Origin of the sequence: Paenibacillus sp. NPDC058177, from assembly GCF_042883835.1 — a bacterium.
In the GTDB taxonomy this organism is placed as follows: domain Bacteria; phylum Bacillota; class Bacilli; order Paenibacillales; family Paenibacillaceae; genus Paenibacillus_AQ; species Paenibacillus_AQ agri.
This window is the reverse complement of the sequence record NZ_JBHVVB010000006.1, coordinates 51225-74824: the sequence shown is the minus strand read 5'-3', so window position 1 is coordinate 74824 and position 23600 is coordinate 51225. Positions and strand designations below refer to the sequence as shown.

Here is a 23600-nt window from a genome sequence, read left to right as displayed (position 1 = left end):
TCTATAACTCAGAAATAGACTTTAATTTTCCATTATAGAAGTACAGGTAGACATTACCATATACTACCAATCCAAGAGATTCATTAGTCCGGTCTGGATCGCCCCATGAGAAGTAAACTTCATCGAAAGTCATACCGACAACTACCTTTTCAGCAACAATAGCTGCCCACATTTTATCACTGCTATTAGTTAGTGTACGAGGACTTTTATAGAGGAAAGTGCTGCTGATATTACCGATTTGATCCCCTACAGGCGCCAAAGTAATGGTGATTTCTTCACCACTGGCCCGGCGCAGGACAACGTCAACATCGCCAGTTTCATTGTCCGCCTGAACGCTCTTTATCGTGACCTTCTCCATATTTTTGAACGGGCTATCCTCGATCTGGGAATTCCGCACCCAAGCCACTGTGCCATTAAAGGTCTTTTTCAAGTATTGCAGGTACTCCACTGTATACATCATAGCCTCGTCATAGATGTCTTGATCAAGGGTCCATGCTGTGCCATCGTCCTTGAGCATTGAATACTCAATCGAGGAGCTTCCATCATACTGGACGTCAGTAATCCAATGCGTACCTGGAAAACCGTAGACATAGACCTTCTTGCCTACAACGCTGCCAAAGTTTCTTGGAAGCTTGCTGAGCGCTGTCAGTGTGGCATTGCTCTTCGCCTTGCCTTCATCCCCGCTCCAGATGAACAGTGAGTAGGCGCTGGAGGCGTACTTGCCATCAATCGCGCCGATGTTCAGCAATGTCTTGAAAGCAACATAGTTGGAATTGTTGTACAGGACGGAGTTGTCCTTGTTTAGTGTAGTGGCACCTTTGGCGCCGCTCACACTGATGCCTGTAGCTGTCTTGGTCATGCTGATTCCCGGAATTTGATCCAGTAGCTTTACAGGTACATATGCTGATGAATTGACCAAGACCGATTTGGCAGTTGAGATAATCAGCTTGCCGTCCACAAACGTAGAGATTTCGTTATAAGCTGGTGCCGCAGCCGCAGCGGCTTTCCCTGTTCCCGCAGGGCTGCCCAGCCCGACAACGAGCAGTAGGGCAGTTAGGATTACGACCAATCTTTTCATAAATTTTCTTCCCCCAATGTATTATGCTTTAACCGGTGTCTGACGGCTTAGCGTTCTATACATTCGGTGGGACTCCAGTAAATTCCTGCCGGTTCGACATAATTCTATGGGGAACTGACCGCAGATCATGATGTTCATTAGCGCCTCAGCGCCAGAGTATACTTCCCGAATTGTTGACAGCAGCAATCTCCAGGTAAAAGGGAGGGCTCTCCAGTAACTATTACTGTGCAAATAGACCCAGCGGAAGGCGCTGTGGTCTATTTTTTATAAGCTATATCCACTAATGAAACGGGACTAATAGACTCATTTTGCGGGTTTTTACACTCTCTTAACAAAAAACTACCAAAATATGCCCAAATTAATAATTCCAAAACATTCCTCTGCAACGCCATTGACAATTGTAGACGAAAATAACATTAGCAGTTACCTATAGGAAAAGGGTGAATCTAATTGAAAAACAGTAAATGGATAAGCGCAACCTTGGCTTCGGCACTTCTAGTAACCGCAGGGGCAGGGAGCGCATTAGCTGCCAGTGCAGGTGGTAGTAAGACAGGAACAGTAAGTGCAGCAGTCTCCGGGCCGGTAAAAGTCAAGGAAGGTACCGCTACATGGACTGTAAACGGCACGCCAGTGACATTCAATACTATTGACAGCGGCGGCTATAAACTTTATGCACTTAGCCAAGTAGCCGGCGAGATCGGAGCTCACGTAGCAGCTAGCGCAAGCGGCATTGAGCTGAACGACAGCAAAGGCCTACATACCCTTCAAATCAAACCAGGCTCCAAGAGCTTCCAAGTAGATGGTGAAGCACAATCATTCACCATTGCGCCTGTAACATACAAGAACAGCACTTATGTAGAATTGACCAAGCTTGTTGTATCCTTGGGCGGTGAGCTGGATGCTGAAAGTACTTCTATCCTAAGCTTTGCTCGTCCTGAAGGTCTATTCGATACACTTCACTGGGCAGCAGACGGTACCGTTATCGCTAACCATAGTGATGCCGAGACTACTCAACTTCTTAAGTTTGGTGGGGATCAAGGTAACTACCAATTGTTCTCTACCGATGACAGCGCAGTAGATTTCGCTGTATCCGCAGATCAACGTTGGGGCGCTTTCAATGATGAGACTGGCCAACTTCGTCTGATCGACCTGAACAGTGGAGCCATTAAAGCACTGGGTACAGACAACAGTGTAAAGACTGATCTGATCTGGTCTAAAGACGGTAAGAAAATTTACTTTATCCAAGGGGACAAGCAGGAGAAGATTGCTTCAATCTCCGTGGAATCGGGAACTGTAGCTACTGTGCTTGCTGATAAAGTCGAGAACAAATCCGAGCTGCGCGTGTCTGCTGACGAGAAGAGTGTTGCGTACATCGTTAACCTGACTGGTGTAGCCAAGAATGACGCTGACAGCACAGAAGATTCTCTTACAGTAGACTTCAGCAAAGCGGGAGAGCAGCTGTATAAGCTGGATCTGACTGTGAAAGACGCTAAGCCTGTTGCACTTACTACTTCCGCAGACAACAAGCTGTACCCTGAAATTCTTGCTGATGGCAATGTAGCTTACCTGAGTGCAGATGCTGACGGTAAGGCTGCGAACACACTGAAGAGTGTGAAAGCAGACGGAACTAGTACGAACATCGCTCTTGATGTTGAACCTACATGGGTAAGCAGTGTGAACGATGGTCTGGTGGTATCCGGTACGACAGCTGATGGCGCTACAGTGGTGTACTCTATCAATGCTAGCGGAGCGAAAACTGAATTGTACCGTTCCACAGAAGATGTATCTGAAGTGGCTGTATCTAAAGATGGCAGCAAGCTGGCAATCATCAGCGATGGTAAAGTGGTTGTCATCAAAGGTGGCAAGGCTCTCGAACTGACTAAATAATATTAATTCGCTTGCACTTCATAGTCCTTACTAATTTAACGGCGAGTAGCCGAGAGGAGAAATAATTCATGAAAGTTTTTAAAAAATTCACAGTAACTGCACTTACAGCAGTTCTTGCTGTAACAACAGCTTTTGCAGGAATTGCTTCTGCAGCCAGCAATCTTTCCGGTAAAATTACGGTTAATGGTTCCACAGCATTGCTTCCACTAACGCTGCAAGCAGCTAAGGAATTCCAAAAACTGCACCCTAAAGTGAAAATCGCTGCTTCCGGTAAAGGTTCCGTTACTGGACCGCAAGCTGTAAAAAAAGGCATCGCTGACATCGGCGCTTGCGACTGGGATGCCAGCATTGACGTTCCAGGCTTCAAAGCTTTTGACGGCCAAGTAGCTAACAAAGTAGCAGTTATCCCATTTGCTACAATCGTTAACAAAAATGTCGGTGTAGACAACCTGACTACTGATCAACTTAAAGGTATTTTCTCCGGTAAAATCACGAACTGGAAAGAAGTTGGCGGTTCGGATGCTGATATCGTTGTAATCACTCGTGCGTTCGGTTCCGGTACACGCGTTAACTATCAAGCTAAAGCTTTGGCTGGTGGCGACATCGTGAAGAAAGAAAAGAACTACAAAGAAACAGGTTCCAGCGGTGACATGAAAACAGCAGTAGCAACTACTCCTAACGCTATCGGTTACATTGACTTGGTGTATGTAAGTGGCGATGTGAAGGCTGTTAAATTCAACGGCGTTGAAGCTACTACAGATAACGTAATCAATGGCTCTTACAAGATTTGGGCTTACGGTTACTTCATGACTAAAGGTCAACCTACTGGCGCAACTAAAGAATTCATCGATTACGTACAAAGCAAGAAGTTCCAACAAGGTTCCCTGAAAAAGCTTAAATTTATTCCAATCGCTTCGATGAAATAATAGTAATATCCAAAGATTATATTGAACGGTAACAGCGGCCAGCTCCTGGAGAATCAGCGGGGGCTGGCCGCTTACAGGAGGGAACGTATGGGGGCACCAGTCCACAACCTGGAATCCAGGCTGAAACAAAGCTCAGTTAAGGTCAGCGCTAATGCAAAACGTCATGGCAGGCATTTGCTAAGCAATTCAATATTCCGGTATTATTTTTTGTTCAGTATTCTGGCGCTTTGCTTTGTACTGGGCATGGTTATCTTATTTATCGGCAAAACGGCGATGCTAATGTTCGGCCAGGTCTCATTGGCTGACTTCTTCTTCTCTTTTAATTGGAGTCCGGAAGAGGATGCTTTCGGGGCAGCCGCTTTTATTGTGAATACACTTTCGCTAACTGCGCTTACGATGGTCATCGCAGTTCCCGTTTCGGTAGGGATGGCGGTGCTTATTGCCGAGATCGCCCCGAACTGGCTGAAGACCTTTATTCGCCCAGTGCTTGACCTGCTGGTTGGGATTCCTTCCATTGTTTATGGATATCTGGGCCTTACCGTATTGCTTCCCTTCCTGCGTGACGTTAGTGGTCAGGGTCTCGGTGACGGAATACTGGCCGCGGCACTTGTCCTGTCTTTGATGGTGCTACCAACCATTTGCCGGATCAGCGATGATGCCATTGTGGCTGTGCCGCGCAAATACCGTGATGCAGCTTATGCTCTCGGCTCTACCCGTCTGCAAGTGATCATGCGCGTAGTCCTGCCTGCGGCAGGCCGGGGGATTATTTCTGCGGTCATTCTCGGGATGACCCGTGCTGTTGGTGAGACAATGGCTGTGGTTATGGTTATCGGGAATACGGCCCAATTGGCCAAAACACTGTTCACACCTTCATCGGTGCTGACAAGTAACATCGTAATGCAAATTTCTAATGTGGAATTTGACTCGACCTGGAACTATGCGCTGCACATGATGGCCTTCTTGCTGCTCGTGATCTCGTTCGTGCTGATTCTGATCATTCGGATTCTCGGAAGAAAGCGGAGGGATGCAGCATGACCAGCTTCACACGGACACGCCATACGGCGCGGGCTCAGCGGCGCGATAAATTGGCTACATACGGATTTTATGCGCTGGGCGGCTTGATTCTGTTGCTGATCTTCTGGCTGCTGATCTCGATTATGAGCAAAGGCTTGCCATCCCTGAGTCTGGACTTCCTGATTAAGCAGCCAGAGGAAATGGATGTTGGCGGCGGTATTGGTCCTGTACTATTCAACTCTTTCTATATTCTGTTCATCTCACTTATCATCTCGGTTCCAATTGGACTGGGTGCAGGGATTTACATGGCAGAATACGCGCCGGATAACAAGTTTACCGGTGGATTGCGGATTTGTGTAGAAGCCTTGTCCTCGGTTCCTTCCATTGTATTCGGTATGCTCGGTCTAGCGATCTTCGCTGAATACTTCGGTATTGGACTTACGATTTTGGGCGGGGGCGTCAGCTTGGCGCTGTTGAACTTGCCGATGCTGGCTCGTGTTACAGAAGAAGCGGTACGTGCCGTTCCTGGCGATATCCGTGAAGCGGGCTATGCACTGGGTATGACCAAATACCATGTCATTCGTACGGTCGTGCTCCCGGTTGCTCTGCGGTCTATCGTGACAGGTATCTGTCTCGTTGCCGGTCGTGCCTTCGGGGAGTCTGCGGTTATTATCCTGACTGCCGGTCTGAGTACCTCGGGCGAAATGTGGGACTTTAACCTGTTCTCGCCGGGCGAGACGCTAGCGGTGCACTTGTGGTACGTCCAATCCGAAGCGATCGTCGAGGATGCACGTCAGATTGCTGACCGGTCAGCAGCTGTGCTGGTTATTGTCGTCCTGCTCATCAACCTGGCCTTCCGCTTCCCGCTGTGGCTGAACAACCGCCGTCAGGGACGCTGATCCCAGTTGAAGTGAAGACTTCTATTCAATAGTGCTATAACTTATTACCTCAATCTAAAGCTGTCTCCGGTAGTTTTCATACTGCCTGGGGGCGGCTTTTTGCGTTGCGCTTTAGTAGAGATACAATAATCCTTTTTCGGGTTATAAGACTCCGTCTACGGGTAGTGAAGGGCACTCTTTACCTTCTAAACTTATATAGAAGTCGAGAAGGGCTTTAAGTCTGGCTCAGAATCACGATTTCTATCCTTTTAAAGAAAGAGGTTTCCTTCTATGTCAACGATACAACAAACCACAGATGGGAAAGAGAAGCAGAAGCTTCTAATCTTGAACGAGAATCTGTGGAAAATAATGTACCGGCTCTCCTGGCCAGCTATCATCGCCATGGTGTTGTACGGGTTAAACGCGGTGATCGCCGCTGTATTTGTGGGCCGCTATGTAGGCGAGACAGCCTTAGCTGGTGTTTCCGTAGCTTACCCATTGACTCAGATCAGCCTGGGGTTAGGCTCCCTGATCGGAGTTGGGGCGGGTGCGGCGCTGAGCATTGCCATTGGAAGGCAGGATCAGCACACCCAGCAGCGATTGATGGGTAATGTGAATTACCTGACGGTCATTGTGACCGTAGTCTACATGGTGCTGGGCCTATTATTTTCTACCCAATTGGTGTCAATTATGGGGGGAGAGGGGCAAACGCTGACGCTGGGTAACAGCTACTTCAGAATTACCGTCTGGGGGTCTTTCTTCTGGATCTACGGTTTGGCCGCGAATATGATTGTCAGAGCTGAGGGCAAGATGAAATCTGCGGCAGTAGTGATGGGCATTGGCTTGGTGGCGGATGTTCTATGCAATTATTTGCTGGTGGCCGTCCTGCAGCTTGGGGTGGAGGGTGCCGCCTGGGCAACCAATATCGGTATGTTCGTCTATACACTGCTGGGCTGGATTTATTTCGGCAGAGGATGGTCTTCTTTCAAGACCAAAGCCTTTGCGATTTATCGGGATAGAGCCACGCTAAAATCCATTTTCAATCTGGGCATGTCCTCCTTCATTATGAATTTTATGAACCTGGTACAGGCTGTAATTGTGTTCAATGCTCTGTCCAAATACGGTACCATTGCCGATGTGGCCTTCTACGGAGTTGTTTTCCGGGTGTTCACGTTCTTACTCACACCGATCTTCGGTCTTATGCGTGCGCTCCAGCCGGTCATTGGAATTAACTTCGGGGCTGAGAAATACGAGCGAGTCATTCAATCCTACAAAATATTCACATTAGCTTCCATGGTGCTGACCCTGCCATTCTGGATAATCGCCATGTGGAATCCGCAGATGATTCTGGGGCTTATGCTACCTGATCAGACCTTTAGCGGGCCGGAGCTGATGTATTTCCGAATCAACATGGCGGTCCTGCCGCTATTGTCGATGATTTTTATGGCGATGACCTTCTTCCCGTCTATTGATAAAGGAAAACCGGCAGCGATCATCGGGATTGCCAGACAGCTCGTGTTCTACGTTCCGGTGATGCTTGTGCTGCCAAGAATCATGGGAGTTTCCGGGGTGTATTGGGGGACGCTGGCGATTGATGCCATTGTCGTACTGTGGACGGCGTGGATGGTTCGCAAGGAATTCGGCGTTCTGCGGAAGAGTGGAGAAGTCCCCGTCACAGAAGCGCAGTTGCAAATTTAAGGTTTATTTAATCAAAATGGCGTATACTGTTCGTTTAGAAAAGATAGAGGAGGATATGTATGCGCCGTTTTACGTCTTCCAAAGGACTGAATATGCTACTTTTACTGCTTCTGCTCGGCGGATTTCTGCTTAATTTCTTCATGCAGACCGCTTCGCTCGGAATGAATCCCGGCAGTGCTTTGGCCTGGATTTCTCAATATTACTGGCTTTATATATTTGGTAGCTTATTCTTTTTCTTTGTTTTGCTCTGCTTTGCTGTAATCATCCCTAATATTTATGCCGGAACGCTACTGGCGTTCGCAGGTTGCCTCCTGATTGGCATAGCGGATTACAAGAAGCTGTCCACGACTGGGGAGCCGCTGTTCCCCTGGGACTTAATGCAGCTTAAAAACGCTCGTGAGATGAGCAAAATCACATCAGGGATGATCTCCCCGCTCGCGGTGGTACTGGCAGTCGTCCTGCTAGTCGTAGCAGTTTATTTAATCTGGAAGCTGCCTAAAGTGAAGATTCGCTTCTCACTGCGCGCAGCCTTCACGGTTCTCTCCGCTGCTATGATCGCCGGATTTATCTGGATGGTTAGTGGTCAGCATGCACTGGCGACCTCTATTCAGTACCAGAATATTTACTGGAACCAGAAGGTCAATTATAGCCAGAACGGTTTTGTGTTTGCCTTCACGGGCAATCTCAAGCAAAAGCTGATCGAGAAGCCGGATGACTACAGTCAGGAGTCTATTGCCCGGATTGCTAAGAAATATGGTGCCTTACCGGCTGATAAAGATAAGACTGCTGCGCTGGCGGAGCGCCCTAACATCATGTACATGATGGACGAAGCGTTCTTTGATGTGACCCGTTTGCCGGGCTTTACCTTCAGTGAAGATCCGCTGGCGTACATTCATCAGGAGGGGCAGAACACACCGTCCGGTTACCTGCTCTCGCCAGAGTTTGGCGGGAACACAGCCAATGTCGAATTTGAGGCGCTGACCGGCCTGTCGATGTATTTTCTTAAAGACGGCTCGATTCCCTATCAACAGAAGATTGTCAAAATGTCAGGGATGCCTTCCATTGTTAGCATACTCAAGGACAGAGGCTATCAGGCGCTTGCCGTTCACCCTTTTGACGATACCTTCTATAATCGAAACCGGGTCTATCCGATCCTGGGCTTCGACGAATTCACCAGTGAGAAGGAAATGGAGAACTCAGAGCGGATCACGCCAAACGGCTATATTTCCGATATGTCTGCCGTTCAGGAGGCCGTGGATAAGTTGAAGGCAGCCAAGCAGCCGACCTTCCTGCATCTTGTAACCATGCAGAATCACTTTCCCTTTATTAAAGGATTAAATGGAGAGAATACCATTAGTGTAGGCGGCACACAGCCGGCTTGGAAGGACGAACTGGAGACTTATGTCCATGACACGAAGCTGACGGATGAGGCGGTGGCTTATCTGGCCAAGGAGCTAAAGACAATCCAGCGTCCGACAATCGTTGCTTTCTGGGGCGATCACCTGCCGGCGCTGTCGGCTGATATTTACACCCAGGCGGGATGGGACAACGATCCGAGGTTGAAGCATGAGACGAAGCTAATCTATTTGGCTAATTTTGATATTGGAAAAGAATCGGCGGGGACGATGAGCCCAGCGTTCATCGGGCCCACGGTATTTCAGTTGTCGGGTCAGGAGATGCCGGTATTCTATAAGCTTCTGCGAGAGGTGCAGGCAGAGATTCCGGGCCTGAGTAAAAGTGTGCTCATCGGTTCTTCCGATCCTATTAAGGATTTGAATGAGAAGCAGAAGGCGCTTTTAGAGGATTATCGGCTTGTGGAGTACGATATTCTGGAAGGTGAGAATTACTCACAAGACCTGCTGTTTTAAGCGGTTAGTACAACGTTGCTACAATAGCAGATCTACTGGTAATGCCCGGGGCAACCCGGGCATTTTTTGTCGGTTTTCTGAATGAGAACGCAAAAAAGCCTTCCGTAAAGGAAGGCTTCTGCATGACGTCCCGGAAGGGATTCGAACCCCCGACCGTGCGCTTAGAAGGCGCATGCTCTATCCAGCTGAGCTACCGGGACACGTCTAATGAGTGAAAAGCAAGCAAAAATTATGTTATCATACATAAGAGTGTTTTTCAAGCGGTTTTTTTAAACGTGGCCAAGGATATGCTATAATCAACCAAGATATCGTTTTGAAAAAAAGGAGGTGCCCTCATTAAACAATCAAATTCCCCTGCCAAAGACAATATCGTGTTATTTCCGCGCACGCTGGATTATTACCAGATTCAGCTGACAGTCATGCTGGAGAGTGAGCGTTACGGGGAAGCAATGGAGCTGCTGCGGTTTTTGCTGCAGTGCCAGGGACAGGAAGAGCGGCACTATGAGGAATGGCAGTCCCTGCTCGACTGGCTGGTGGCCGCTTTTCCTTATGCCTCCGGCAGCGGAGAATCGGACAACAGTTCCCGGCAAGAAGAGGAAGAGCTCCAGGAAGAGGATATGGCCCGGGTGCTGGCGAGATCCAAGCTGGAGGAAGATGCTGATTACCCTATCAAGTTACTGAGAAAAATTATGGAAGAACCACTGTCCGAATCGACAATTCTGGCGCTGGAACAGCTCTCCTATCTGGAAGGAGAAGGAATCGATGAGGCACTGAGTCATTGGCTTCAGCAGAACAATGTCCATCCACTCCTGCAATTCCGCACGCTGCAGACGCTGCGCCGGCGTGGCGCCCAGGGAAGCATCCATCTGGTCCGGGGCCAGGAGACGGCCGTAGTCGAGATCGAGAGTGTGCCGCTACAGAACGAGGAATTCCCGCCGCAGATAAGTCAGGTCCTGGAACGAGTGGCTGAGCAGGCCGAGGTACATGAGCCTACGCTGTATTATTTTGCCCAGGAGCTCTGGGGACAGTTTGTGATGTCTATCTATGGCTCCAGAGATTACCGGACGCTGCTGGAAGGCGAGTACGCCATGCTGGACATATGGGCCGGGGCGCTGCACCAGATGGTCTCCGAGAGCCTGAACGGCGCTAGGCAGGAAGAGGAAACCCGGGCCATGTACGGGATCACAGACAGCATGCGCTTTCAATTTGAAGGAGCGTACCGCACTCTGAAAGGATTTGTAAAGACTTCTCTACTTGATAAATGAAGTGATGTTGTATATAATATAATGGTTATTCTGTGCGTGAACTGCGTGAATATTTGAGTAAACTTGTGAACCTATTTTTGGAGGGGAAAGTATAACATGAAAGCAACTTGGGAAAAGATAGAGAAGAACCTTGGCGTTCTTGAAGTCGAAGTCGGAGCAGACCGTGTAGCTGCAGCACTCGACAAAGCTTTTAATAAAGTAGTAAAGAAGGCAAACGTGCCTGGATTCCGTAAAGGTAAAGTGCCACGGCCGATTTTCGAATCCCGTTTTGGCGTAGAAAGCCTGTACCAGGATGCAATTGACATCCTTCTTCCTGAAGCATACGGTGAAGCGGTTGAACAAACCGATATCTTCCCTGTAGACCGTCCTGAAGTGGACATCGAGCAATTCGCTAAAGGTCAATCCTTCATTTTCAAAGCGAAAATCACTGTGAAACCAGAAGTAGTCCTTGGTCAATATAAAGGTCTGGAAGTTCCAGCTCAAAAAGCTGAAGTTACAGAAGATGAGCTGAATGCAGAATTGACTCGTCTGCAAGAGCGTCATGCCGAGCTGGTTGTCGTTGAAGACGAAACAGCAGCTCTGGGCGACATCGCCGTGATTGATTTCGACGGTTCTGTTGATGGCGTACAATTCGAAGGCGGACAAGCTGAGCGTCATTCCTTGGAACTGGGAAGCAATTCCTTCATTCCAGGTTTTGAAGAGCAAGTTGTAGGCATGGGCACTGGAGACTTCAAAGATGTTGAAGTAACTTTCCCTGAAGCTTACCATGCTGAGAACCTTGCAGGTAAAGCTGCTGTATTCAAAGTGAAGCTGCACGAAATCAAACGCAAACAGCTTCCAGCTCTGGATGATGAGTTCGCTAAAGATGTAAGTGAATTCGATACATTGGATGAGTACAAAGCAGACCTGAAGAAACAACTAGAATCCCGTAAAGCGGATGAACTGAAAGGCGCTCGTGAGAACGCTGTTGTTGATAAAGCTGCAGCTAACGCTGAAGTTGAAATTCCAGATGCGATGATCGCTAGCGAAGTTGAGAACATGGTTCGCGATTTCGACAACCGTCTTCGTCAACAAGGAATGAACATGGACATGTTCCTGAGCTTCTCCGGCCAAACTCGTGAAGACCTGCAAAACCAAATGAAGGGCGATGCTGAAAAACGCGTTCGCAACAACCTGGTTCTGGAAGTTATCGCGAAGCAAGAGAACATTGAAGTGTCCGAAGAAGAAGTTAACCAAGAGCTGGCTACTATGGCTGAATCCTTCAAACGTACTCCTGAGGAAATCCGCAGCATTCTTGCAGCGAACGGTTCCCTGGGCAGCTTGAGCGAAGAGCTCTCCCTGCGCAAAACCATTGATTTGCTTGTTGAGAGCAGCGTAGAAGTAGAAGCTACTGAAGAAGCAGCTGAAGATAAAAGCGCTGAGTAATTCCTGCGCGGACTGATCTACCTATAATGGCCTGTTAGCAGGCCTTCATACACAGAAGATAAGGCACGTATATTTAGCTACGTGCCTTATTTTTTACATATGACATGTTTTTCACTGCCTGTCAGAGATTATAATTCTCAGAAGCTTCGGGATGCGGTTATGAAACCCTGTCAATACGGATATAATTGCGAGGTAATGTCATACACTTAAGCATTGTAATGGACCACGGCAGTGAAAAAATGACATCGCGCCTTGAACGTGTTAAAATATTTCTGAAACGGAAAGACTAATCTATACAGAGAAAAGAGGTTGGTGACATGAGTCTGGTACCAATGGTTGTGGAATCTACAAGTCGGGGCGAACGCTCATACGATATCTATTCCAGGTTGCTTAAGGACCGCATCATTTTCCTGAGCAATGCGATTGACGATGATGTCGCCAATCTGGTTATCGCCCAGTTGCTGTTTCTGGCTGCGGATGACCCCGAAAAAGACATACACCTGTACATCAATTCACCCGGTGGTTCTGTAACAGCCGGCATGGGTATATATGATACGATGCAGCACATCAAACCGGATGTTTCAACGATTTGTGTGGGCATGGCCGCAAGTATGGGGTCGCTGCTCTTGACGGCAGGTGCGCCGGGTAAACGTTTTGCGCTTGCTAACAGCGAGGTTATGATTCACCAACCGCTGGGCGGCGTTCAAGGCCAGGCTTCCGATATCTGGATTCACACAGACTGGATTCTTAAGACCAGACAGAAGCTGAATCAAATTTATGTAGATCGCACAGGTCAGCCCCTTGAAAAAATCGAACGGGATACCGACCGCGATAACTTCATGAGCGCGGAAGAAGCAAAGGAATACGGGCTTATTGACCAGGTCCTCACTTCACCGATCAAATCTTAAAGGGGTGGTTAGATGTTTAAGTTTAATGATGAAAAAGGACAATTGAAATGTTCTTTTTGCGGTAAATCGCAAGAACAGGTACGCAAACTAGTAGCCGGACCTGGCGTTTATATATGCGACGAATGTATCGAGCTGTGCACGGAAATCGTGGAAGAAGAGCTCGGTCATGAGGAAGAGCTGGATCTGAAGGATATTCCGAAACCGAAGGAAATTCGCGATATTCTTGATCAATATGTTATCGGTCAGGAGCAAGCTAAGAAATCCCTGTCGGTAGCGGTATACAACCACTATAAACGTGTGAACAGTCAGAGCAAGGTGGAAGATGTCGAGCTGACGAAGAGTAATATTCTATTGCTTGGTCCGACAGGTTCCGGTAAGACCCTCTTGGCACAGACTATGGCGAAGATTCTTAACGTACCTTTTGCTATCGCCGATGCGACTTCTTTAACAGAAGCCGGTTATGTTGGTGAGGACGTGGAGAATATTCTCCTGAAGCTGATCCAGGCGGCCGATTATGATGTGGAAAAAGCCGAACGCGGTATTATCTATATTGATGAAATTGATAAAGTGGCACGTAAATCCGAGAATCCGTCCATTACCCGTGACGTTTCGGGTGAAGGTGTACAGCAGGCCCTGCTGAAAATTCTTGAAGGCACAGTAGCTTCTGTTCCACCGCAAGGCGGACGCAAGCATCCACATCAAGAATTCATCCAAATCGACACTACGAACATCCTGTTCATCGTTGGTGGTGCCTTTGATGGCCTGGAGCAAATGATCAAGCGCCGTATCGGCAAAAAAGTCATCGGCTTCAACGCTGCAGCTGAAGGTCAAAAAGATCTGAAACCTGGAGAATACCTGTCCATGGTATTGCCGGAAGACTTGCTCAAATTCGGTCTGATTCCTGAGTTCGTAGGCCGTTTGCCGGTCATCTCGACTCTAGAGCCGCTGGATGAGAAGACTTTGGTACGGATTTTGTCCGAACCGAAGAATGCACTCACGAAGCAATACATCAAATTGCTGGAGATGGATAACGTTGCGTTGAAGTTCGAGCCACAAGCGCTTGAAGCGATCGCGAAGGAAGCTATCAAACGCAATACTGGTGCCCGCGGCCTGCGTGCCATCATCGAGAGCATTATGCTTGACGTGATGTACGAAGTACCTTCTCGCGATGACATCAAGGATTGTGTCATTACCGAGCAGGTAGTTCAAGAGAAGGCTCTGCCGGAATTGAACGTTAAGAAAGACAAGAAACAAGAGGAAAGCGCGTAACGCTTCTTTAACAATACATGCCATCGTCTCCACCTTTCTTCCGCTTATCCCGCTTCACTGGCGGGAGCGAAGGGGTGGAGCTTTGGCGTTATGGGGGAGAAATCATGTTCTTGAGACACCAGACCCGTCCCGTCAATGTAGGCGGAGTCATTATTGGCGGTAATAACGAGGTTGCGATTCAAAGCATGTGTACTACCAAAACTGCGGATGTAGAAGCTACTGTAGCGGAAATTCTGCGGCTTGAGGAAGCCGGATGTCAGCTGGTGCGCGTCACCGTTAACAATGAAGAAGCTGCTGAGGCCATCAAGGAAATCAAGAAACAGATTCATATTCCGCTTGTAGCGGATATTCATTTTAACTATAAGCTGGCACTTATGGCGATTGAGAACGGCATTGACAAGGTGCGGATTAACCCGGGTAACATCGGCCGCCGCGAGAAGGTTGAAGCGGTAGTTAAGGCTTGTAAGGAAAAAGGGATTCCGATCCGGATTGGTGTAAACGCCGGCTCGCTGGAGAATCACCTGCTCGAGAAGTACGGCTATCCAACGCCGGAAGCCATGGTCGAGAGCGCTTTGTATCATATCGGGATTCTGGAAGAGCTGGATTTCCACGATATTATCGTATCGCTTAAGGCGTCTGATGTGCCGATGGCCATCGAAGCCTATCGCCAGGCGGCAGAAGTCATCCCTTACCCGCTGCACCTTGGTATCACTGAATCCGGCACGTTGTTTGCCGGAACAGTGAAGAGCTCCGCCGGAATTGGCGCATTGCTCTCCATGGGAATTGGTAGCACCGTGCGGATTTCACTGAGCGCCGATCCTGTGGAAGAAGTGAAGGTAGCGCGTGAGCTGCTGAAGACCTTCGGTCTGATCTCGAACGCAGCAACATTGATTTCCTGTCCGACTTGTGGACGACTGGATATCGACCTGTTCTCGATTGCCAACGAAGTGGAAGAATACATCTCCAAGCTTAAGGTGCCGATTAAAGTATCCGTGCTGGGCTGCGCCGTTAACGGTCCAGGCGAAGCGCGTGAAGCGGATATCGGAATTGCCGGTGCGCGCGGAGAAGGCTTGCTGTTCCGCTACGGCCGGATGATCCGCAAAGTGCCTGAAGCCGATCTCGTCGATGAATTGAAGAAAGAGATCGATGTCATCGTTGAGCATTTTGAAAGAACCGGAGAAATCCCCGGCCGCAAGCATGCCCAATTAGGGCCGATTGAAACGGCATAATAGGCTGAAAGGGAAATTTCTCAGCCGGTGTCAGGTAACTATAGGGGGGCACGCGCCAGTAGTAGCTGACCGCGCTAATGGTAACTGATCGCGCCAGTAGTAGCTGTCCACGCTAACAGTAACCGGCTGCGCCAGCAGTAGCTGATCGCGCTAATGGTAACTGATCGCGCCAGCAGTAGCTGACCGCGCTAACAGTAACCGGCTGCGCCAGCAGTAGCTGACCGCGCTAACGGTAACTGATCGCGTCTGCAGTAGCTACCCATACTTACTTTGCTAAAGACTGCCCCGCCATTCTAATTAAGGACATTTTTGTACCTTAATTTGGATTAGAAACGCGGTGAATGGGAAATAAGGACATTTTTGTACTCTAATTTGTCCATTATTCCCGATTAGAGAGTTTTGGTCTCAAATAAGATACAAAAATGCACTTATATTAATAATATGCATGATTATAATGGAATTAAGGTACATTTTTGTCCTTATTTAAAGTTCAGGCTAATTTTATAGCGAGATAGCTAGAGGCGAAGAACGCCCTGCACGCACTCCGGAATGATCCGGCGGCGCAAGCGGGGCGTTTTTTTATATTACAATAAGGAGGTAATTGGGATGGACTATGAGCAAGCGCAAGAAATGTTTTTGACGAGCCATCTAGCTGCACGTTCGGGTGAGCGGCTTGGACGGCTGAAGCGGGGGTATGGGCATGCTGAGAAACTGTTTCTTCAGAATGTATGGTGGCCACTGAGAGGAGATTTTGTCCATTTGCATCCGGAATATGAAGTGTTGGACTGGCGGGGGCGCTCTTATTTTGCGGATTTTGCCTACTTGCCCGGAGCGGTCAAGCTTTTGTTCGAGATTAAAGGATACGCGGCGCACGTGAGAGATATGGATCGTCAAAAGTATAGTCATGAGCTGAACAGAGAAACTTTTCTGTATGGAATGGGCTATCAGGTGCTCTCATTTGCTTATGATGATGTGGAGCAGCGTCCTGAGCTTTGTATCACCCTGTTGAGATTAGCATTAAGCCGCCATCAGACGATAAGTTTACCTGAAGGTAGAATGGGTCTGCTGGAGAAAGAAATCATGCGTTTTGTGGTAGGGCAAGGAGGAAGAGTTCGACCTAAGACGGTGGCTGATTTTTTTGCATTGGACTCAAGGCGGGCACGTACTCTGCTGTCAGAATTGAGTGTCAAGGGTTGGCTCGTTCCGGTGAAAAAGGGAGAGGGGATACGAAACGTAGAGTATGCGTTAGGGCGTGAAATTTTTTATTACTGGGATTAACAGTGAGGAGTAATAGGTCTGCACTAATAGTGGGGAAGCATGGGGCTGTGATTAATGATGGGGGCAACAGGTCTGTCAATAATGGTGTTACGGTAATGGTATTGGAATTAATGGTACGGTAGGAAACGGAGCTGCGAATAATCAAGTTGGTTGAAATGAAATAAGGGTAGTAGCCCTAGAGTAAGTCGAAATCAAAGCAGACCTCACGCACACAGAATGCGGGTGCTTCATCGCAAGTTGGACCAAAAGAAATATAGAATAGGCACGGATATAACCGGAAAGCAGAGCTGCATCGAGAAATCATCTCCTCCGAGCGTTTATGAATGACCGAAACGGCTATACTACCTAGTAGTAGCCAAGGGTGCAAGAGAGGTATTCAGAACGAACAGGAGGATGACCTATGGAATTAAGTATATTGCTGATGATCGTGCAGCTCTTTTTCGCGCTGGTTATCGGCGTTTATTTTTGGAATCTGCTGCGGGGACAGAAGACCAATAAGACGGCGGTAGACCGGGAATCGCGAAAAGAGCTGGATAAGCTGCGCAAAATGCGGATGGTCTCGCTGACCAAGCCGTTATCGGAAAAGACACGTCCGGCCTCTATCGGAGATATTGTCGGGCAGAAGGATGGCCTGCGGGCCTTGAAGGCCGCGCTGTGCAGTGCGAACCCGCAGCATGTCATCATTTACGGGCCGCCGGGTGTTGGCAAGACGGCCGCAGCGCGTGTAGTGATGGAAGAGGCGAAGAAGAACGTGCTCTCCCCGTTTAAAAACGATGCCAAATTCACAGAGATTGATGCTACTACGGCCCGTTTTGATGAACGGGGAATTGCTGACCCGCTGATCGGCTCCGTGCATGATCCTATCTATCAGGGAGCCGGGGCCATGGGTGTGGCTGGAGTGCCTCAGCCCAAGCCTGGTGCAGTCACGAAGGCGCATGGGGGGATTCTGTTTCTCGACGAGATCGGGGAGCTGCATCCCATCCAGATGAACAAGCTGCTCAAAGTGCTGGAGGACCGGAAGGTGCTGCTGGAGAGCGCCTATTACAATTCGGAAGACAGTAATACACCTGCGTATATTCATGATATTTTTCAAAATGGCCTGCCGGCCGATTTCCGTCTGGTAGGCGCAACAACGCGCTCGCCGGAGGAAATTCCGCCTGCGCTTCGCTCGCGCTGCATGGAGATCTATTTCCGGCCGCTGCTGCCGGAGGAGATTGCCGTCATTGCCCGTGATGCTATTCAGAAAATCGGGCTGAAGCCGAGCCCTGAGGCGGTCACCGTTATCCAGCAATATGCTACCAACGGGCGGGAAGCCGTCAACATGATCCAGTTGGCGGCTGGTCTTGCACTGACGGAGCAGCGCGAAACCCTAAGCGCGGCTGATGTAGAGTGGGTAGCAAGCAGTAGCCAGCTCCCGCTGCGCACCGAGCGCAAGATTCCCACAGCTCCGCAGGTGGGATTGGTCAACGGGCTGGCTGTTTACGGGCCGGGCATGGGCACGCTGCTGGAAATTGAAGTGTCGGCGGCGCCCGCTACGGGTGGTCAGGGCCGGCTCAACATCACCGGCGTTGTCGATGAAGAAGAGACACGAGGTGGCTCCCGCACGATCCGGCGCAAGAGTATGGCTAAGGGCTCGGTGGAGAATGTCCTGACCGTTCTGCGTACCATGAACCTGGAGCCGGATCGCTATGACCTGCACGTTAATTTCCCGGGTGGCACACCCATCGACGGGCCTTCCGCCGGGGTAGCGATGGCTGTGGCAATTGTCTCGGCTATCCGGGGGCTGCCCGTGGACAACACGGTGGCGATTACCGGAGAGATTGGGATTCATGGCCGGGTGAAGCCGGTCGGTGGCGTTATTGCCAAAGTGGAAGCCGCCTTCCAGGCTGGAGCCACCACGGTTTTGATTCCCAAGGACAACTGGCAATCCCTGTTCGAGGATCTCTCGCCACTGCGGGTCATTCCCGTGGAGACCGTTGAGGAAGTGTTCCGTCACCTCTTCGGCGCACATATCGCCGATGTAAGACTGCCGGCCGTATCCGGGGAAACGTTCTCGGGAGCGCCCTCGCTGCTCAAAGCCGATGCTTCCGGCGAAAGCGCCAATCTGTAGATTTTTTTATTTTGCAGATCCAATATCACCGCCAGTAGCTTGCAAAATAGATTGCAGTACAAACATAGCAAACACCGGCAGGCCGCATAAAAGCGGCCCGTTGGTGTTTTGATGCTGCTTTTGTTAAAATGAATGCATATGACATTACTTGAGAGCCATTGGGGGTGTGAAAGCGATGATACAGAACAAATCGAAAGGTCGTCGTTTTCCTTTATTGCCGCTTAGAGGCCTTCTTGTGTACCCAAGCATGGTGCTTCACCTGGACGTGGGCCGCGAGAAGTCAGTCAAAGCGCTGGAGAAGGCTATGGTTGAAGATAATTTAATCCTCCTTTGTTCTCAATCAGAAGTGAATATTGAGGAACCGGGTCAGGAAGATATTTTTCGGGTGGGTACCGTCGCCAACGTAAGGCAGATGCTGAAGCTGCCAAACGGCACAATCCGTGTGCTGGTAGAAGGTGTGGAACGGGCCGAAATCATTCATTATACGGATAATGAAGAGTATTATGAAGTAATGGCGCGCGAGCTGCCAGAGGAAGAGGGAGCCGATCAGGAGAGCGATGCCCTGATGCGCACTGTTCTGAATCAGTTCGAGCACTATATCACACTTTCCAAGAAAGTTACGCCAGAGACGCTTGCTGCGGTGTCCGATATTGAGGAGCCGGGGCGTTTGGCTGACGTGATCACCAGTCATTTGGCGCTGAAGATCAAGGATAAACAGGAGATCCTGGAGACCATTGATGTTCGCAAACGTCTGGAGAAATTGCTCGATATTCTCAACAATGAGCGTGAAGTGCTGGAACTGGAACGCAAGATCAACCAGCGTGTGAAGAAGCAGATGGAGAAGACGCAGAAGGAGTATTACCTGCGCGAGCAAATGAAAGCGATCCAGAAAGAGCTTGGCGAGAAGGAAGGCCGGGCAGGGGAAGCGGAAGAGCTGCGGGCCCAGATGGAAGAGAAGGATCTTCCGGAACGTGTCAAAGAGAAGATCGAGAAGGAGATCGACCGTCTGGAGAAAATGCCAGCCAGTTCCGCAGAAGGTGGCGTAATCCGCAACTATGTGGATTGGCTGCTTAGCCTCCCATGGAATGACTGGACCGAGGATGATCTTGATATCGTGAAGGCTGAAGAGGTGCTGGATGCCGACCATTATGGTCTGGAGAAGCCGAAGGAGCGGGTGCTGGAATATCTGGCGGTTCAACAGCTCGTCAAGAAGCTCAAGGGACCGATTCTTTGTCTTGTAGGGCCTCCGGGTGTCGGCAAAACATCGCTGGCCCGCTCGATCGCCCGTTCTCTGAATCGCAAATTCGTCCGCATCTCGCTCGGCGGTGTGCGGGATGAAGCTGAGATTCGCGGCCACCGCCGCACGTATGTCGGTGCCATGCCAGGCCGTATCATTCAAGGCATGAAGACAGCCGGCAGTACGAATCCGGTCTTCCTGCTGGATGAAATCGATAAGATGGCTGCGGATTTCCGCGGCGATCCTTCAGCCGCGCTGCTGGAGGTGTTAGACCCGGAGCAGAACAATACGTTCAGCGACCATTTTGTCGAGCTGCCATTTGACCTGTCCAACGTCATGTTCGTCACAACAGCTAATGCGGTGCACAACATCCCGCGTCCGCTTCTGGACCGGATGGAGATGCTGTTTATTCCGGGATACACCGAACTGGAGAAGCTGCAGATTGCTAGTCGATATCTTATGCCGAAGCAGAAGAAGAATCATGGCCTGGAAGAAGATCAGCTGAGCATACCGGAGGAGACCCTGCTTAAGATTATCCGTGAATATACGCGGGAATCCGGGGTGCGTAACCTGGAGCAGCAGATTGCCGCCTTGTGCCGCAAAGCTGCGAAGCAGCTGGTCTCGGCAGAGAAGGAAGTTGTAGTCATTCTTGAGGAAGACCTCAAGGATTACTTGGGGACCTCCAAATACCGTTATGGCATGGCCGAGCTAGAGGACCAGATCGGAACGGTCACAGGTCTGGCCTGGACCGAGGTTGGAGGAGATACGCTGCTGATTGAGGTGACGGTAGTTCCGGGCGCTGGCAAACTGATTCTGACCGGACAGCTAGGGGATGTCATGAAGGAATCGGCGCAAGCTGCTTTCAGCTACACCCGATCGAAAGCGGTGGAGCTGGGGCTGGAGCCTGATTTTTACGAGAAAAATGATATTCACATCCACATCCCGGAAGGTGCCATTCCGAAGGATGGACCATCCGCAGGTATCACGATCGCCACAGCGCTAATCTCTGCCTTGACCAAACGTTATGTCTCGAAGGATGTCGCCATGACTGGTGAGATTACGCTCCGCGGCCGTGTCCTGCCGATCGGTGGATTGAAGGAGAAATCGCTTGCGGCTCATCGTGCCGGGTATAAGAAGATTCTGCTGCCGAAGGACAATGAACGCGATTTGAAAGAAATTCCCGACAGCGTCAAAAAAGATGTAGAGTTCGTGCCGGTGTCCCATATGGACCAGGTGCTGCATCATGCGCTTGTCGAGCATCAGACCTGAAAATCAGCAGTGAGCCACGAAGTAGTGTGCATTAGAAAGGAAGTCCTATGAAAGTTAACAATGCCGAATTTATTATCAGTGCCGTTGGCCCTGATCAATACCCTGATGACGCCTTGCCAGAGATTGCTCTGGCAGGGCGCTCCAATGTAGGAAAGTCCTCTTTGATCAATCGTATGATTAACCGCAAGAATCTGGCCCGGACAAGCTCTACCCCGGGTAAGACGCAGCATATGAACTATTACCTAGTTAATGAGAACATGTATTTTGTGGACTTTCCAGGATACGGGTATGCCAAGGTGTCCAAGACCCAGCGTGCGACCTGGGGCAAAATGGTGGAAAAATATTTGGCCGAACGGGATACGCTGAAGCTTGTTCTGCTCGTCGTGGATCTTCGTCACCCGCCTACGAGCAATGACAAGATGATGTTCGACTGGCTGAAGCACTATGACATTCCACTTTGCGTGGTGGCCACCAAGGCGGACAAAATTCCGAAGACCCGCTGGCCGAAGCATGTCAAGATCATGAAGCAGGAGCTGGGCGTACTGCCTGGTGATCTGTTCATTCCATTTTCATCGGAAATCGGACTTGGCCGTGAGGAGCTGTGGGCACTGGTCGCCGAGTATATCCAGTCTACTGAGCAAGAAGTGGTAGAGGATGAAGCTGCCGTTCAAGAGCCGGATGCTGGTGAAGCTTCCGAAGTGTAGAGCGTGCAGAGTAGATGTGGAATGAAGCTCGTGTTCATTGTATAATCTTGCTAAACAGTGTTACCAAGAATTGAGGGATTAAGATGGCTCAGCGTCTGGCTACGGAATATGTGAATGCGACTTTGCAAATGACGGAATTTCAGATGAATCAGTTCCTACTCTCGGCAGATACCAGTTATATCAGTCACCGTGTGAAAGTGCTCGGCGGCGGAGAACAGGAGATTGTGCTGGAGGAGGCTGGTGGAGAGGAAGTTCATTTGTCCTTTGAACGCAAAGGTAGCATTTATGTCTGCAAGTTATCCTGCAGGGTGGTCAACCCCCATTTGAATAATGCGGTCCGCAAGCTGTTCGTGACCTACAAGGGAACAGGAACGGTGAACCGAATATACAAAGGCTTCACGATGATGTATTACTATGTGGCTGGCTCTGTCCGCCAAATTTCGGAAATTACGTCTAGTGGCAGCAAGCTGATCTACCAGCACAAGCATACGGCTGCGGAAATGCTGAAAATGTATCATTCCAACCTCGTAGAAGAGGAGATTGCTAGCCTCAGGCGGCAAGTGGATATGCTGCTGGATGCACGCAATGCCGCGGGATCGTTGTCCCGGATTGCAGAGATTGATGGTGAATTGAGCGCTGCTGCCGCAAGGTTTTTCCAATTGGAAGCATAATGAAAGTGTTACTGAAAGGTACAATCATTTCCAAGCGAAATGGTTGTATTTTTTTGTCGAAAAACTAAAGATATAGGAAGAAAGGACCGATAGTGAACTTATGATAGATATACATTGCCACATCTTACCCTTCGTGGATGACGGAGCTAGTGACTGGGATGCTGCGCTAGCGATGGCGAGTGATGCCCTGGCGGATGGAATCACCAGTGTAGTCGCCACACCACATCATGCCAACGGACAATATATGAACCCTGCAAGCCATACACTGCTAGCTGTGGAGGAGCTGAATGAGAGACTTCGGCGGGCCGGGAACCCGCTTAACGTTCTTCCGGGCCAGGAAGTCCGTGTCTATGGTGATCTTCTGGCTGATCTGGAGCAGGGAGAGCTTTTAACTTTGGCAGGTTCCCGTTATCTTTTGCTAGAGATGCCATCCTCACGTATCCCCCGCAACATGGAGGAAGTCTGCCATGAACTGATCATTCAGGGAATCGTTCCGATTATTGCACATCCGGAGCGCAATGCCGAGGTTGCGGCAGAGCCAGCCAAACTGCAAAAACTGACTGAAATAGGTGTGCTGGGTCAATTGACTGCGCAGAGTCTCGCGGGTACCTTTGGGAGCAAGCTGCAAAAGCTGTCGCTAGAGCTATGCCGTATGGGGGCTGTGCATATGATCGCCTCCGATGCCCATGACAGCGTGCACCGCCCGTTCGGCCTCAGCGAGGCATACAGGAAACTGGAGGCAGAAATGGGTGTAGAGGTCTGCGACTATTTCCGTGAAAATACGCAGAAAATTGTCATGAATGAGCAGGTATTTCAACAGCATTTTGTAAAAATACGAACAAAGCGTCAGAAATTGTTCGCTTTTTTTTCCCGAAAGGGCTGACCA

18 protein-coding genes and 1 tRNA gene are annotated in these 23600 nt (G+C 49.6%); 17 read left to right on the top strand and 2 right to left on the bottom strand.

What is annotated here, in order from left to right; genetic code table 11:
- Position 1: 1 nt before the first annotated feature.
- Positions 2-1078: a hypothetical protein gene (locus ACFVU8_RS21980; protein WP_379470214.1), complete on the bottom strand. Its 1077-nt coding sequence runs from the start codon at positions 1076-1078 to the stop codon at positions 2-4.
- A gap of 450 nt (positions 1079-1528) precedes the next feature.
- On the opposite strand from ACFVU8_RS21980, the gene ACFVU8_RS21975 reads away from it, so the two are divergent.
- From ACFVU8_RS21975 to ACFVU8_RS21950, 6 genes are all read left to right on the top strand, one after another.
- The gene (locus tag ACFVU8_RS21975; protein WP_175370320.1) at positions 1529-2965 is read left to right on the top strand and encodes a TolB family protein; all 1437 of its coding nucleotides are present in this window, start codon (positions 1529-1531) and stop codon (positions 2963-2965) included.
- Between the two features lie 68 nt (positions 2966-3033).
- Positions 3034-3891, top strand: coding sequence for a phosphate ABC transporter substrate-binding protein (locus ACFVU8_RS21970; RefSeq protein ID WP_175370319.1), 858 nt, complete (start codon positions 3034-3036; stop codon positions 3889-3891).
- Between the two features lie 87 nt (positions 3892-3978).
- Positions 3979-4926, top strand: a complete 948-nt coding sequence (gene pstC / locus ACFVU8_RS21965) for a phosphate ABC transporter permease subunit PstC (protein ID WP_175370318.1) — start codon at positions 3979-3981, stop codon at positions 4924-4926.
- Positions 4923-5804 (top strand): phosphate ABC transporter permease PstA, encoded by an 882-nt coding sequence (pstA, locus tag ACFVU8_RS21960; protein WP_379470211.1) that lies wholly within the window; start codon positions 4923-4925, stop codon positions 5802-5804. The genes pstC and pstA overlap by 4 nt, the downstream gene beginning before the upstream one ends.
- Positions 5805-6074: 270 nt before the next feature.
- Positions 6075-7481, top strand: coding sequence for an MATE family efflux transporter (locus ACFVU8_RS21955; RefSeq protein ID WP_387430207.1), 1407 nt, complete (start codon positions 6075-6077; stop codon positions 7479-7481).
- Positions 7482-7540: 59 nt separating this feature from the next.
- On the top strand, positions 7541-9349 hold the full coding sequence (locus ACFVU8_RS21950; protein WP_387430205.1) for an LTA synthase family protein: 1809 nt from the start codon (positions 7541-7543) through the stop codon (positions 9347-9349).
- 126 nt (positions 9350-9475) lie between these two features.
- On the opposite strand, the gene ACFVU8_RS21945 is transcribed toward ACFVU8_RS21950, so the two are convergent.
- A tRNA-Arg gene (locus ACFVU8_RS21945) sits at positions 9476-9549 on the bottom strand.
- A gap of 171 nt (positions 9550-9720) precedes the next feature.
- On the opposite strand from ACFVU8_RS21945, the gene ACFVU8_RS21940 reads away from it, so the two are divergent.
- The 11 genes from ACFVU8_RS21940 (at position 9721) to ACFVU8_RS21890 (ending at position 23597) form a co-directional block, all read left to right on the top strand.
- On the top strand, positions 9721-10614 hold the full coding sequence (locus ACFVU8_RS21940; protein ID WP_387430203.1) for a hypothetical protein: 894 nt from the start codon (positions 9721-9723) through the stop codon (positions 10612-10614).
- Between the two features lie 96 nt (positions 10615-10710).
- Positions 10711-12039: a trigger factor gene (gene tig, locus ACFVU8_RS21935; protein WP_175370313.1), complete on the top strand. Its 1329-nt coding sequence runs from the start codon at positions 10711-10713 to the stop codon at positions 12037-12039.
- A 317-nt stretch (positions 12040-12356) separates the two neighbouring features.
- Entirely contained in the window at positions 12357-12947 is a 591-nt protein-coding gene (gene clpP / locus ACFVU8_RS21930) for an ATP-dependent Clp endopeptidase proteolytic subunit ClpP (protein ID WP_066376827.1), read from the top strand.
- A gap of 12 nt (positions 12948-12959) precedes the next feature.
- Positions 12960-14216: an ATP-dependent protease ATP-binding subunit ClpX gene (gene clpX / locus ACFVU8_RS21925; protein ID WP_175370312.1), complete on the top strand. Its 1257-nt coding sequence runs from the start codon at positions 12960-12962 to the stop codon at positions 14214-14216.
- A 104-nt stretch (positions 14217-14320) separates the two neighbouring features.
- On the top strand, positions 14321-15445 hold the full coding sequence (gene ispG, locus ACFVU8_RS21920) for a flavodoxin-dependent (E)-4-hydroxy-3-methylbut-2-enyl-diphosphate synthase (protein ID WP_379470202.1): 1125 nt from the start codon (positions 14321-14323) through the stop codon (positions 15443-15445).
- 606 nt (positions 15446-16051) lie between these two features.
- Entirely contained in the window at positions 16052-16723 is a 672-nt protein-coding gene (locus ACFVU8_RS21915) for a hypothetical protein (protein ID WP_387430201.1), read from the top strand.
- Positions 16724-17123: 400 nt separating this feature from the next.
- Positions 17124-18833 (top strand): ATP-dependent protease LonB, encoded by a 1710-nt coding sequence (lonB, locus tag ACFVU8_RS21910; RefSeq protein WP_387430199.1) that lies wholly within the window; start codon positions 17124-17126, stop codon positions 18831-18833.
- A gap of 175 nt (positions 18834-19008) precedes the next feature.
- Entirely contained in the window at positions 19009-21339 is a 2331-nt protein-coding gene (lon, locus tag ACFVU8_RS21905; RefSeq protein WP_387430197.1) for an endopeptidase La, read from the top strand.
- Between the two features lie 47 nt (positions 21340-21386).
- Complete coding sequence (gene yihA / locus ACFVU8_RS21900) at positions 21387-22043, top strand: ribosome biogenesis GTP-binding protein YihA/YsxC (protein ID WP_387430195.1); 657 nt, start codon at positions 21387-21389, stop codon at positions 22041-22043.
- An 83-nt stretch (positions 22044-22126) separates the two neighbouring features.
- Entirely contained in the window at positions 22127-22714 is a 588-nt protein-coding gene (locus tag ACFVU8_RS21895) for a non-ribosomal peptide synthetase module (RefSeq protein WP_387430193.1), read from the top strand.
- A gap of 100 nt (positions 22715-22814) precedes the next feature.
- Positions 22815-23597, top strand: coding sequence for a tyrosine-protein phosphatase (locus ACFVU8_RS21890; protein WP_387430191.1), 783 nt, complete (start codon positions 22815-22817; stop codon positions 23595-23597).
- The last annotated feature ends 3 nt before the right edge of the window (positions 23598-23600 follow it).